We start from the raw sequence: 13933 nt of genomic DNA on the forward strand, positions 1-13933 counted from the left end.
TGAGAATCCCCGTTAAAAATTGTTTACGAATCTGGCAAGGCGGTGGAGCGGCCAGCTTTCTCGACTACGCTCTTCGTTAAGCACGGCCCGTGCCATGTTCGGTTTGACGGGAAAAATAATCGATAAAACAATGCGTTGTGTGCCTGCTGGGGCGAGGCCTAGGGGGTAAAGAAAGCGCCCGAGTAAAGTTTTCCGACGCGCGTGCTTTCGGCCCGCGACGCGCGCTCAGGAAGCAGCCGGCAGGCTCTTGAGTAGGGTCTCCGCCGCAGCGCGTTCCTCGAAGCGCGGCGTTTCGGCGAGCAGCTGCTCGAGCAGCTTGCGCGCACCTGGGCGGTCTCCGGTGCGGGCGAGCGCCACCGCGTGGTGGTAGCGCAGGCTCGCGTTCTTCGGTGTCTGGGCCATCGCCTTGCGCAGGTACCCGAGTCCGCGCCGGGCCTGGCCTTGTTCGACCAGAACCCAGCCCAGGGTGTCCTGGACGGCCGGGTTGGTCGGCGCGAGTCGGTTGGCCTGGGTCGCGAGCTCGAGCGCGCGCGGGTCTCGCTGCTGCAGATAGAGGCTGGCGAGATTGTTCAGGATCATGACGTTGCGTGGTTCGTGCTTCAGGATCTGCCGATAAGTCTCCGCAGCGCGCGCGCTTTGCCCGGTGACAAGGTAGTACCCGGCTGCGTATGCGGCGACGCCGCTGTCCTTCGGATGCTGCCGGATCCAGTCCTCGAGCCGGCGGTCGGCCGCCGCACGGTTCTGCCCCGAGAGGACGGTCGCTCGGTGGAACTGGACCAGCACAGCCGGCCCGGCGCCATGTTCCAGCGCGCGGACGTAGGCCGGCACAGCCTGCGCGATGCGTTTTTCGGCGAGCAGAATGTCGCCTTCGCGTACGAAGCCGACGGCGGAATCGGGGTGGCCCTTCTGGATGTCGCGCGCGACGAGAAGCGCGGCCTCGGGGCGCTTGGCGGCGAGTTCCAGCTTGATCAATGCCTCCTGGCTTTTGAGATGTCCCGGCGCGAGTTCCAGCGCGTGCAGCAGGTTGCGGCGCGCTTCGTCGAGTTTACCGTCGGCCAGCTGCACCTGCGCGAGACGCACGAAGCCTTCCGGCGACTGCCTAGTCTCCCGGGTAAGCCGGCTGAAGGTGCTCGCCGAACTCGCCTTGTCGTCGAGCGCGAGTTGCACCGTGCCGAGCAGGTTGAGCGCGGCAGGGTGGTCGGGGTTGGCGCGGACCGCCTCGTTGGCCAGGGCGAGCGCCTTCTGGCCCTCGTTGCGGGCCAGGTAATGCCGTACCAGTTCGATGCGCGGCTGTATCGCCTTGCCGTCGGCGCGGGCGGCTTTCTCGAGCCAGTCGATCGAGGCCTGCTCCTGACCATTGCGGGCAGCCATCCGCGAGAGCGCGAGCATCGCGGCGACCCGGTTCTTGTCCTGGGCGAGCGCGCGCTCGAGACGCATGCGGGCCGCGTCCGCCTTGTTCTCGGCCACGTCGAGCTGCGCGAGGCTGGCGACCGCGGGGAAGAACGCCGCGTCGGCGGCGAGCGCCTGTTCGAAATTACGGCGGGCGGCAAGCTTGTCGTTCTTGCCGAGGTAGGCCTGCCCGGCCAGGTGATGGATTTTCGCGCTGGCGTCGCCTTTTTTCTGTAGGGTCGCAAGCGCGGCGAGTGCGCGGTCGTAATCCTTGCGGCTCAGATAGGCGACCGCAAGCAGCGTGTCCGCCTGGGAGCCCGAAGAATGCTGTGAGGCATCGGTCAACTCGTCGATGGCGTCTTGCGTGTTCCCGGCGGCGAGCTGACTCAGGCCGAGCTGCGTACGTATCGTGACGTTGCCGGGTTCGAGCGCGAGCGCGCGTTCGAAGAGCGCCGCGGCCTGGCTCGGGTTGCCGTTGGCCATCTGCGCTTCGCCCGCCAGCGCCAGACCCTGTGCATCCCGCACCCCGGGGGCGAGGAAAGGGGCGAGCGTGACGAGCGCCTTGTCGAATTGCTTCGACTTGATTTGCGTCGTCGCAAGCATCTTGAGCCCTTCCGCGTGGCCGGGAACCCGCAGCAGAAAGCGCTTGAAATACGTTTCCGCCTCCTGGTAGGAGCCGAGCGCATGGGCGCTCATGCCGGCGAGCATCAGGCTCGGAACATGGTCGGGCGAGACTTTCAGGGCTTCCTGAATCGCGGCGTTTGCCTCGGCGAATTTCTTCTCGCTGTAGGCGATCGACGCCTCGAGGTAATGTGCGCGGGTCGATTTGGGCGCGAGCTTCCTGATCACGGCCAAGTACTCGCGCGCGCGCTGGGTGTCTCCCGCCTTGACGTGAATCGCGACCAGACTCTGCAGCGCATCCAGATTGTTCGGTTCGATCTTCACAGCCTTCGAATAGGCAGCGAGCGCCTTCGCCGTATCCTTGCCGGCCAATTCGAGGTTGCCGAGGTGAATCCAGGTGCGGGCGCGCTTGTGCTCGAGCTTGAGCGCGCGTTCAAGCCAGTCGCGCGCCTTCGCCGCGTCACCCGTTGCCAGCGCGCAGCGCGAAAGGCCCCAGTAGGTGGGCGGGTTGCCGGGCGAGGCATCGTAGGACTGCTGGAACAGATTGCACGCCTCCTCCAGTTTCCGCTGGTTCAGCAGGGCCTCGCCACGCAGTTGCAGGATGCGCGACAGGCGCTCCTTCGGTCCCTGCGTGTCCGGCTGGATTTCGTCGAGGACGCGCGCGTACTCGCCCATCAGCAGCAGGGCTTCCCCGAGCAGGGGCTCGAGGGTGGCGCGGCCGACGCCGAGCCGCTCGGCTTGTCGAAGTTCCTTTTCCGCTTCGGCGCCGAAGCCCGCCTTGAGGTAGACCTGTCCCAGCAGGAGCCGGGCTTCGGCGCTGTCGGGATTCTTCTGGATCGCGTTCTTCAGTTCGATGACGCTGCCCTTGAGGTCGCCCTTGTCCTCGAAGTCCTTGGCGCGCTGGACGTGTTCCTGGGCGCTGAGTCCGGCCGTGGGATCGCAGCCGGCGAGCGGCGCGCAAAAGGCCAGGACCAGCAGCGACGCAATCAGGGGAGCGGGATGTCGAGTCATGGGGCTACCTTGGGCGAGGGGTGGGCGGCAGTCTAGCTCTTTTTGTTGCGCAGCCGGGCGAGCAATTCACGCGCTTCCTGTTCCTGGGGAAAGCGCGTCGCATCGGCGAGCAGTCGCTCGAGTTCGCCGCGCGCGCGGTCGTGCTCGCCGGTCTGATACAGGGTTGCGGCGACGTGATAGCGGATTTCGGCGGCGTCGGGGGCCTTGGAAAGTGCTTTGCGCAGATGTGTCAGCCCCTGGGCCGGCTGCCCTTGTTGGGCGAGGATCCAGCCGTAGGTGTCGAGGATCGCCGGATCTTCGGGCCGCAGTTTGAGCGCGCGCGTCGCGTAGCCGAGCGCACGCGCGTCCTTCGACTGGTGCAGCGCCCACGCGAGATTGTTCAGCACGACGAGGTCGTCGGGTGCCTTTTTGTGCAGGACGAGGTAGTGGCGCGCCGCTGCCGCGTACTCGTGACGCTTGATCAGGCTTTCGGCGAGGAGCAGCCGCGCCGGGGCGTCGTCGGCGTGCGTGGAGAGCCAGGCGAGGATACGTTTTTCGCCCTCCGGGGCGCGTTGCAGCGCGCTCAGGACACGGTGCTGGCGGGCGAGCGTCGCGCTCGACGGTGCGATCGCGTGGGCGTGCTCGAAGGCCGCGAGCGCGGCCGGGAAATCTTTCTGGACGAACGCCGTGTCGCCTTCCAGGACGAAGCCCGCCGCCTGCTCGGGTTTCTGCGCCTGCATCCGGCGCGCGATGCGATACGCAGCTTCGAAGCGCTCGGCTTCGATTTCGATGCGGCCCAGCAGCAGCTGTGCGTCGCGGAAGTCGGGCTCCCGCTGCAAAGCGGCCTGCAGCGACCGGCGCGCGCCTGCGGCGTCCTTCGCCACCCACTGGGCGTACGCGAGCTTCGCGAGCGGCGCGGCCTGATCGGGCTGGCGCTCGACCAGCTTGCGATAGCTGGCGAGGGCGTTCGCCGAATCGCCGAGCGCAAGCTGGGCGCTCCCAAGCAGTTCGAGCGCGGCCGGACTGTCGGGCGCGAGATTTACCGCTTCGCGAGCGACCGTGAGCCCCTGCGCGGCGCTGCCCTTGCGCAGCAGATGGCTGCCGAGGGCAAGCCGCGGCTCCTGGGCTTGTGGATGCGCGGCCGCGGCTTTTTCCAGCCAGCGCGTGTGCGTTTTCTCGTCGCCACTGCGCAAGGCGAGTTCAGCCAACGCGAGCATCGCCCCGAGGTGTTTGGGGTCGGCCGCGAGTATGCTTTCGAAGCGCTGGCGCGCGGCCGCCGGCCGCTTCTCCTGCAGGTCGAGCTGCGCGAGGTTGGCAGCCGCCGGGAAAAATCCCCGGTCGAGCTTGAGCGCCTCCTCGAAGCTCGCGCGCGCGCGGACCTTGTCCTGCTTGCCGAGATAGGCCGCACCCCGGTAGTTCCACACCAGCGGATTGGCGCCCTCCTTCTTTTCGAGGGCGGCGATGCTCGCCAGCGCCGCATCGAACTGCTTCCGCTTCAGGCCGTCGAGAATGAGGAAGGTGTGCGCGCGGCTGCCCGCGCCCTCCATGCCGGCGGCTGTCCGCAGGTCGGCCAGCGCGCGTTCGTCGCCGAGCCCCAGGCGCGAAATGCCGAGTTCGGTGCGGATCGCCGCGTTGCCGGGGTCGCGGCTCGCCGCGTCCTCAAAATAGCGTGCGGCCTGCGCGAAGTCGCGCTTCGCCAAGGCGATTTCACCGGCCACGGTGAGCGCCGCCGGGTCGTCTGCGTTCCGCCTGAGCGCGACGCCAATCGTGCGCGCGGCGTCGTCGAAACGTCCCATGCGCAATTGCGTGGCGGCCAGCAGGCGCACGGCATAGGGGTCGTGTGGCGCGGCCTGCACGACCTTGTTGAAGTGGGCCTCCGCCGTCTGCAGGTTGCCGAGCGCATATTCCACGGTCCCCCCCAGTTGCAACGCGGGCAGAAATTCCGGTGCGCTCTTCAGTACCGCCGCCAGACCATCGCGCGCGCGTTCGGTCTTGCCTTCCTTGAAGTCGATCAGCGCGCGGAGGTAGTGGGCCTGGAGGCTGCTCGGCGTGAACGCGAGCGCGCCGTCGACTTCCTTGCGCGCCTCGGCGAGCCTGTTCTCGGCGAGCGCGATGCCGGCGAGCGCCAGCCGTGCGTTCGGGTGGCGGGGGGCGATGCGCAGGATGTCGCGGTAGGTCGCCGTGGCCTCGGCGGATTTTCCACTCGCGTAGAGCAGGTCGCCTTTCAGCAGCAGGCTGTCGCGATGCGCGGGGTCGATCTGCAAGGCCTCGTCGACCGCTTTCATGGCGTCGGCAGGTTTGCCGTCGGCCGCGGCGAGCTGGGCGAGCGCGAGCTGCACTTCGGCGTTGCGCGGTGCGTCGGCCTGTGCCTGCGCCAGGGTCTTGCGCGCGTCGTCCTTGCGGCCGAGGCCGAGTTCGGCGGTCGCGCGCAGCGCGTGCAGGGCGAGGGCGTCGTCGCTCTTGCCCGAAGGCGCCGGAAGCTCGTCGAGCAGCCGCTGGAACGCGCGCTGGCCGAGCAGGGCGCGCGCGATCATGACGTTCGCCGCGGCCGCGGGGTAGCCGGCTTCGCGCGCACGCCTGAATTCCTTTTCGGCTGCGGCGAGATCGAGCCTTGCGAGATAGAGCTTGCCGAGTTCGAAGCGGGCCTCTGCGTCGTCCTCGTCGGCGGCCAGCGCGTTCTTGAGCTGAATGATCGCGGATTTGTCGTCGCCGGCCGCTGCCATTTTCTTCGCCTGGTCGACGAGCGAGGGCGCGCTTTCGTCGGCACAGCCGGCAAGCAGCGCACTGCCGACGAAGAGCGCGGGCAGAAGGCGGCGGAGTTCAAGAAACGCGGGCATGCGCACCTCCGGTATTGTCGTGTGGGTTCTCTGCGAAGCCCTTATTTCATGCCGATCTTCGCCATCAGATCGTACAAGGTCGGCCGGGTGATTCCGAGCAGTTCGGCGGCCTGCGCAATGCTGCCGTCGCTGTGCGCCAAGGCGCGGCTGACGGCGATCCGTTCGGCGTTCTCGCGGGCCTGACGCAGATTGAAGGGGCGCGGCTCGACCTCGCCGGCGTCGAGGCCGAGGTCGGCGGCGGTGATCTGGCTGCCGTCCGCCATGATCGTCGCGCGCTTGATCAGGTTTTCCATTTCGCGCACGTTGCCGGGCCAGGGATGCGCTTCCAGCGCCGCGAGGGCGTCTGCGGTGAAGCCGCGGATGCGGCGGCCGAGCTCGCGGGCATAGCGTTCGAGAAATGCCTGCGCGAGCAATACGGCGTCGCCAGGGCGTTCGCGCAGCGGCGGGATGTTCACCGAAATTTCGGAGAGCCGGTAATAGAGGTCTTCGCGGAAGCCGCCCTCGCGGATCATCGCCGCGAGGTCACGGTGCGTCGCGCATACGACGCGCACGTCGACGGGAATCTCGCCGCGCCCGCCGAGGCGTTCGATCACGCGTTCCTGCAGGAAGCGCAACAGCTTGGCCTGTAGCGGCATCGGCAGGTCGCCGATCTCGTCGAGGAAGAGCGTGCCTTCGTTGGCGTATTCGATGCGGCCGATGGTTTGCTTGGCGGCCCCGGTGAACGCGCCTTTCTCGTAGCCGAACAATTCCGATTCGAGGAGCGTGTCGGGAATCGCCGCGCAGTTGATCGCGACGAAGCGCTTGTTCGAGCGCGGCGACAGCTCGTGCACGCCGCGTGCGAGAACTTCCTTGCCTGTGCCGGATTCGCCGAGCAGGAGCACGGTCGCATTGGCCGGGGCCACTTTCTCGATCGTGCGGCAGATCTTCAGCATCGGCTCGCTGCTCGTGATGAGGCCCTGAAGGGAAGAACCCCGCTGCCGCGTAAGCCGGCGGTTTTCGGTTTCCAGCCCGTGGACGTGGAGCGCGCGCGCGATCATGAGCGCGAGGACGTCGGGATCGAACGGCTTCTGGAAAAAGTCGTAGGCACCGAGGCGGATGGCTTTGACCGCGTTGCTGCGATCGAGATTGCCGGTGACCACGATCACCTTGGTGACCGGCGAGAGTGAAAGGATCTGTTGCAGCGCTTCGAGCCCTTCGGTTGCGCCGTCGACGTCCGGAGGCAGACCGAGGTCGAGCAGCACGACCGGCGGTTCGTGGCGGCGCAGCTGGGCGATCGCGCTGTCGCGGTCTGCGGCGACGATCAGCTCGTAATCGGCAAGGCTCCACTTGAGCTGCTTTTGCAGCCCAAGGTCGTCCTCGACCAGCAGAATCTTTTGTTTGGCGTCGCTCATGCGGCGTCTCCTCCGGAAGGTGCATTATTGTCTAACGGCAGGGTCAGGCGGAAGCGGGTGCCCTGACCGGGGCTGCTTTCGACCTCGATGTTTCCGCCGAGCGCGCGCAAGGTCTCGCGGCATTCGTAGGCGCCGATGCCCATACCCGCGCCCTTGGTCGAGTCGAAGGGTTGAAAGAGGCGGTGACGGATGAAGTCCTCGTCCATGCCGCTGCCGGTGTCGGCGATCTCGACCACGGCCTGCCCCCCTTCCTCGAACGCGCGGAGGCTGACCGACCCGGTCTGCGGCGTCGCCTCGAGCGCGTTCTGCAACAGGTGCCCGACCGCGCGTTCGAGCCGATGACGCTCGGCGCGCACGCGCAGCCCGGGCGGCGCGCTCAACTCCGGGCGCAGCTTGAACGCCTGTTTGCTGGCAATGGCTTCACGCAGCACGTCGGCCAGGACGACCGACTGCACCTCGGTGTCGCCACCGCCGCGGCGCAGTTGGGCCAGCACCTTGTTCATCCGCGTGACGGCGCTTTCCACCGTCTCGAGCATGTCCGCCTGGAACTCCGGATTGTGCTTGTGTTTCTCGGCGTTGGCGAGAAGCAGCGAGAGTTGGGCGACCAGGTTTTTCAGGTCGTGGATGACGAAAGTCGTGGTGCGGTTGAACGACTCGAACTGGCGCGCGACGATGAGTTCGTTCGAGGCACGCATCTGCGCCAGATGGGCCGCCGCCTGGCGCGCGGTGACCTTGAGCAGGTCGCTCACCTCCCAGTTGAAGGTGACCTTGCCGAGCGAATGCTTGAGCACGACGAAGCCGAGCAATTCCTCGTGCAGCATCAGCGGAATAACTAGCCAGGCGTCGCCGGCCTCACGCAGCCAGCGCGGCGCGTCGAGATCGCCGTACAGGTCCGGACGGGTTTTCATCTCGTCGAGGTCGACGACCCACTGCTTGCTTGTGAGCCATTGGAGGAAGGCCGAATCGGTGGGCTCGACGCCCTGCAAATCGGCCCAGTTCCAGTGGCTCGCGCGCTGATACCCGGCGTTGCCTTCGCGCAGCCATACCGCCCCGCCGGGGCTTTCGACCAGTCTCGCGAGTGCCTCGACGGCACGGTCGCACAAGGCCTCGCCGGGCCTGCCTTCGGTCAGCGCCCGCGTGAACTTCAGCCATTCCTCGCGGTAGTCGTAGCGGTAACTGAAGAAGTGTTTGGCGAGGAACACCCGCAGCCGCGCGCGCAGCGTGCCGGAAAAAATCAGCAGCGCGAGTACCATCGCGGCGGCGAAGATGAAGACCGTCTGCACGACGTCGCCCCATTCGCCGCCGAACAGTCGCAGGTAATACCCGGCGCCCGCCATGAACAGCAGGTAGATTCCGGCGCCGAGAAGGCTCGCGGTATGGAAGGCCATGCTGCGCGACAGGCCGACCGGCGCGGACCATTCCGGATTGCGCGCGGCCGAGATCGCGATCAGCGGCGTGATCAGGGCAGCGACGTAGCCGCGAGCGGCCCAGACCCGCAGGTCGAGTCCGCCGAACAGCATGGCGTTCGCGTACAGATAAAAATCGTAGACGTACAGGCCGCCGAGGCCGAGGCAGAGAAACTTGATCGCCCAGCGGTCTTCCGGGCGGGTGCTGCGATACACCTGCTCGGTTAGCACCAGGCCGATCGTTGCGAGCATCAGCAGGAAGAGGTTGGTCGTCCAGAGCGCAAAAGCGCGCGATGCAGGCGCCCAGAAAGGCAGCACGCTCAGGAGCAGCAGGCCCGCGACCAGCGCCGTGGCGAGCGCCTGTATCAGACGCAGGGGCACCGGAAATGGCGTGCCCGATGCAAGGCGCAGACGCAGGATGTAGAGCAACAGCGCGAGCCACGCGCCGTCGCGCGCGACTTCGAAGACCAGTTGTAAGCGCGGGAGCGGCGTGGCGAAGGCGGCGAGCGCGGCCGAAGCCGCCCAGACGGCAGTGAGCGCGGTCGCGAGGCCGAGCAGACGTCCCTGTGACCGGCGGCGCCAGCTCGCGACGATCAGGCCCGACAGGGCCAGGAAGGCGAGCGCCGCGAGTCCATGGCCGAGCGCGGACAGGAGGAGCAGCGTGACGGCCATCGCGACTTGGGCGCGCTTAGCGCACGCCCTTTCCCCAGAGCACGACCTGCGCCGTCTGGGAGAGGATCATGAGGTCGAGAAACAGGCTGTGGTTCTTGACGTAGTAGAGGTCGTACTGCAGTTTGTGCATCGCGTCCTCGTCGGACGCGCCGTAGGGATAACGCACCTGCGCCCACCCCGTGATGCCCGGCTTGACGATGTGGCGCACGCCGTAATACTGGATTTTCTGCGTGAGATCCTGCACGAAATACGGGCGCTCTGGGCGGGGCCCCACGAAGCTCATCTCGCCGAAAAAGACGTTGAATATCTGCGGCAGTTCATCAATGCGGGTGCGCCGGATGAAGCGCCCGGTACAGGTCACGCGATCGTCGTTCTGCCCCGCCCAGCGCGGCTGCCCGTCCTTCTCGGCGTCGACGCACATGCTGCGGAATTTGAGGATGGTGAAGTTGCGTCCGCCCTGACCGACACGTTCCTGCCGATACAGGACCGGCCCCGGGCTTTCGAGCTTGATGAGGAGCGCGGTCAGCGCCATGATCGGCAGGCACACCGCGAGCATCGCGCTGCTGACCAGGAGGTCGAACATGCGCTTCGCGGTGTCCCGGAGCATGCCTTGATGAAACCCCTCCGACAGGATCATCCAGCTCGCGTTCAGCGAGTCGAGCTGCAGGTGGCCGTTTTCGCGCTCGAAGAAGCTCGACAGTTCGAGGACGCGGATGCCGAGCAGTTTGCAGGCGAGGAGGTCCTGCACGGGCATGCCGCCGCCGCGGCGGTCGCGGACCGCCAGAACGATCTCGCCGATGTGCAGGCGTCGCGCGAGCAGTGGCAGCGACTCGTCGCTGTCGAGAATGCGCGCATGGTCGACGAAATGGTGGCTGCCGCCGACGGGCAGATAGCCGACCACGTGAACGTTGCTGGCGTGGCCGCGCCGTGTGAGCAAGGCCTCGATATGGGCCGCGCGGCTGCCCGTGCCGATGACGAGCGTGCGCGTCTTGAGTGCGCCGACGCGCGCCCAGCGCAGGAAAAGCGCACGGCTGAGCAGGATGCCGAGAAGCGCGATGCCGAAGGAAAGCAGGAAGGCGCCACGCCCGACGAGCAGGACGGGCACGAAATAGAACAGCAGGCTCATCGTCACGAGCCCGAGGCCGAAGCTCAGGCCGAGACGATGGAGCAGGGTGCGGACGCCGCCTTGCCACTCGAGATCGTACAGCCCGCTCGCGGTCATCAGCGCCAGCATGACGCCGGCGAAGGTGAGCGCCTTGGGCATGAGCGGCTGCAGATCCTCGGGCACCGCGCCGGCGTCGAGAAAGCGCGCGCTGACGCCGACGTAGATCGCGCCGCCGAGGATCAGCGCCTCGAGCGCGACCAGCAGCAGCAAATTCAGCGGAACGTAGTGCCTGAAAAATCGGATCACAGTGTCTGGCCGATCAATGTCGACGCAGGTGTGCCAGCAGCTTCCATGCCAAGTTTCCTCCCCCTATATGTCGCTTATGCCTACTTATTATTTTGTAGTTTGATAGTTGTAGAGGCGTTGCGCTATTCATTTTTCTTTTTCCGCGCGACGGGGGTGCGTTGCCTTCAGACCAAGGTCCGAACCTGCGAGAGCCGCAGTCGGCGCGGGCTGCCGTCCGCCTGCAATTTTTTCATATTGCGCAACTCCGCGGCCGGGTAGACGATGAGATCGACCTGGGCGCGGGGGTCGTCGATGACGAAGCGTGGATAGACGCGGGCGGGGGCGTCGGCCGTCCGGTGCTCGCTAGCGTGATAAGGCACCGCCAGGGTGATCAGCAGAAATTCCAGATCCTTCTGGCGGTCGGTGAAAAGCTGCAGGGTGATGTCGGTGTTGCGCCCCGCAGTGCCGTTCAATACCGCGCCGGTCAGGTGGGGATCGAAATCGGCGAGCCGCTCCATGTATTCGATCGCCGTCTGCCTCAGCAGCGCGAGTTGGGCGCGGGTCTCGTCGGCCTGGTAGAGCGCCTGGTAGCTGCGCAGCGCCTCCTCGATCTGTTGGTTGTCGGGCAGGTTGCCGCTGTCCGGCGCGCCGAGTTGCCGGGCTGCCTTGCGCTTGGCGGTGCCGTAGTCGAGGCTGCCGTCCTCGGCGATCATGCGCGCCGCGGCGTGGGCGATGAGCCGGCGCATGTCCTGGTGCTTCACTGCGGTATCCCGGGAGGTGGTGCGTCCGGGTCGGAGGGCGTCTCCGTGGGCGCTTCGAGCAGGTCGGTCGGCGGCGCGGCGCGGTCGGGCGGCGGAAACTCCTGATAGAAATGTTCGACGATGGACTCCGCTTCGGTGCCGAACAGATCGCCGAAAAATTCGTCGATCGCCGATCCGGACGCGCGCGCGCCCGTCACCGGATCGATTTCCACGCTGACGAGGCCGGCGGGCATCGCCCAGCCTTTTTGCGGAATGCCCTTGAGCGCCGTCCCCATGAAGCTCATCCAGACCGGCAAGGCCGACTGCGCGCCGGTCTCCCGCCGGCCCATCGAGCGGGGCTGGTCGTAACCCATCCAAGCGACCGCGACGAGGTCCGGGGTGTAGCCGGCGAACCAGGTGTCGCGCGCATCGTTGGTCGTGCCCGTCTTGCCGGCGATGTCGCTGCGCTTGAGCTGCGAGGCGCGCGCCGCGGTGCCGTAACGCACGACGTCCTGCATCATGTTCGTCATCAGCCAGGCGTTGCGCGGGTCGATGACGCGGGGCGCGTTGACGCCGGCCTTTTGCGCGCTGGCCTGCATCAGCAGGCGGCCGTCCTTGTCGAAGACCTTGTCGATGAGGTAGGGCTTGACCCCGAAACCGCCGTTGGCGAAGACGCCGTAGGCCGAGGCGAGTTGCAGCGGCGTGACGCTGCCGGCGCCGAGCGCCATCGTCAGATAGGGCGGGTGACGCGCCGGGTCGAAGCCGAAGCGGCGGATGTAGTCGCGTGCATAGTGCGGGCCGATGCCTTGCAGAATGCGGATCGACACCAGATTGAGCGATTTGGTGAGCGCGGTGCGCATGCGCACGGGCCCGCTGCTGCTGCCGTCGTAGTTGCGTGGCTCCCACGCCGTGCCGCCCGCCTCTTCGGCGGCGAGTATCAATGGTGCGTCGTCGAGGATGGTCGCCGGGGTGTAGCCCTTTTCCAGGGCCGCCGAATAGATGAAGGGCTTGAAGCTCGACCCAGGTTGCCGCCACGCCTGCGTCACGCGGTTGAACTTGTTTCGGTTGAAGTCGAAGCCGCCCACCAGTGCGGTGATCGCGCCGCTGTTGGGGTCGAGCGCGACCAGGGCCGCCTCGACCTCGGGCAGCTGGGCGAGGCGCCAGCGCTCCTTGCCGGCGCCGGTCTGGACGCGGACGATCGCGCCGGGCTCGAGCTTTCGCCCTTTCTTGGCGGTGGCCCAGTTGTCCACCCACTTGAGCGACTTGCCGGAGATCTCGGCAACCGTGCCGTCCGCCAGCTGCGCGTGAATGGATTTCTTGTCGGCACGCGTGACGACGGCCGGCAGCATGCCGCCGACCGGCGCGAGGTCGGCGAGGGCCGTGGCGATCGCGCTGTCGCGTTCCGCCCTGTCGGCAGGCAGGCGAATCTGCTTTTCGGGCCCGCGGTAGCCGTGGCGCTGGTCATAGTCGGCGATGCCGCGCCAGACGGCGAGGTTCCCGCTGTTCTGCTGGCTGCGGCGCAACGTGGTCACCACCTTGTAGCCGGAGCTGTAGATCGCTTCCCCGTATTTTTCGAACAGGATCTGGCGCACCATTTCGGCGGCGTAGTCTGCCACAACGTCCGCGTGCTGGCGTGCCTCACGGATGACGAGCTTTTGTCCGACCGCCGCCTGCCAGGTCGGCCGGTCGATGAACCCGAGCTTGAGCATGCGCCCGAGCACATACTCCTGTCGTGCCTTCGCGCGCGGAAAATTGACGACCGGGTTGTAGCGTGATGGCGCCTTCGGCAGGCCGGCGAGCATGGCGAACTCGGCGAGCGTGAGTTCCTTCATCGGCTTGCCGAAATAGGCGCGGGCTGCGGCTTCGAAGCCGTAGGCACGCTGCCCGAGGTAGATCTGGTTGATGTAGAGCTCGAGTATCTTGTCCTTTGAAAGGCTGTGCTCGATCTTCATCGCGAGCATCGCCTCGGACAGTTTCCGGCTCAGGGTCTTCTCGTTCGACAGGAAGAAGTTGCGCGCGACCTGCATCGTGATCGTCGACGCGCCTTCCTTTGCCCCGCCCGACACCAAATTCGCGCCCGCAGCGCGCAGCACGCCAAGGGTGTCGACACCACCGTGGCTGTAGAAGCGCTCGTCTTCGGCCGCGATGATCGCCTGTTTCATGTAGCGCGGAACCTTGTCGATCGCGATGAACGCGCGCCGCTCCTCGCCGAATTCGCTGATCAGCGCGCCGTCCGCGGTGTAGACGCGCAGTGGCAGCTTGGGCTTGTAGTCGGTCAACGCCTCGAGCGGCGGCAGGTTGGGGTAGATCAGGGCGGCCGCGAGGCCGGCGAGCGCAGTGCCGACGACGCCGAGGCTCACGACCAGCGCCAATGCGTAATGCCACCATCTGGAAAACATCGTGTTCCTTTATATATGTGCGGGCGGGCAAGCCGCGACCTTCGGGCTTCTGTCCCGTCCGCCGGGCGCGCAATGCGACCGGCGCGACCTGCGGGCCG

7 protein-coding genes are annotated in these 13933 nt (G+C 66.7%); all 7 read right to left on the reverse strand.

Annotated elements, in window-relative coordinates:
• Positions 1-225: 225 nt before the first annotated feature.
• A complete protein-coding gene (gene prsT / locus TBD_RS00980) occupies positions 226-3021 on the reverse strand; it encodes an XrtA/PEP-CTERM system TPR-repeat protein PrsT (protein WP_011310708.1) in 2796 nt (931 codons plus the stop codon).
• A 32-nt stretch (positions 3022-3053) separates the two neighbouring features.
• Positions 3054-5837 carry an XrtA/PEP-CTERM system TPR-repeat protein PrsT gene (gene prsT / locus TBD_RS00985; RefSeq protein WP_011310709.1) on the reverse strand — a complete coding sequence of 928 codons (2784 nt, stop codon included), beginning with the start codon at positions 5835-5837 and terminating at the stop codon, positions 3054-3056.
• Between the two features lie 41 nt (positions 5838-5878).
• The gene (gene prsR / locus TBD_RS00990) at positions 5879-7228 is read right to left on the reverse strand and encodes a PEP-CTERM-box response regulator transcription factor (RefSeq protein WP_011310710.1); all 1350 of its coding nucleotides are present in this window, start codon (positions 7226-7228) and stop codon (positions 5879-5881) included.
• Positions 7225-9306: an XrtA/PEP-CTERM system histidine kinase PrsK gene (gene prsK / locus TBD_RS00995; protein ID WP_011310711.1), complete on the reverse strand. Its 2082-nt coding sequence runs from the start codon at positions 9304-9306 to the stop codon at positions 7225-7227. The genes prsR and prsK overlap by 4 nt, the downstream gene beginning before the upstream one ends.
• Positions 9307-9322: 16 nt before the next feature.
• A complete protein-coding gene (locus tag TBD_RS01000) occupies positions 9323-10717 on the reverse strand; it encodes a TIGR03013 family XrtA/PEP-CTERM system glycosyltransferase (RefSeq protein ID WP_011310712.1) in 1395 nt (464 codons plus the stop codon).
• Between the two features lie 164 nt (positions 10718-10881).
• Positions 10882-11457, reverse strand: coding sequence for a hypothetical protein (locus tag TBD_RS01005; protein ID WP_041432170.1), 576 nt, complete (start codon positions 11455-11457; stop codon positions 10882-10884).
• Complete coding sequence (locus tag TBD_RS01010; protein ID WP_011310714.1) at positions 11454-13835, reverse strand: penicillin-binding protein 1A; 2382 nt, start codon at positions 13833-13835, stop codon at positions 11454-11456. The genes TBD_RS01005 and TBD_RS01010 overlap by 4 nt, the downstream gene beginning before the upstream one ends.
• Between the last annotated feature and the right edge of the window lie 98 nt (positions 13836-13933).

The sequence above is a fragment of the Thiobacillus denitrificans ATCC 25259 genome (genome assembly GCF_000012745.1).
Classification (GTDB): Bacteria; Pseudomonadota; Gammaproteobacteria; order Burkholderiales; family Thiobacillaceae; genus Thiobacillus; species Thiobacillus denitrificans_B.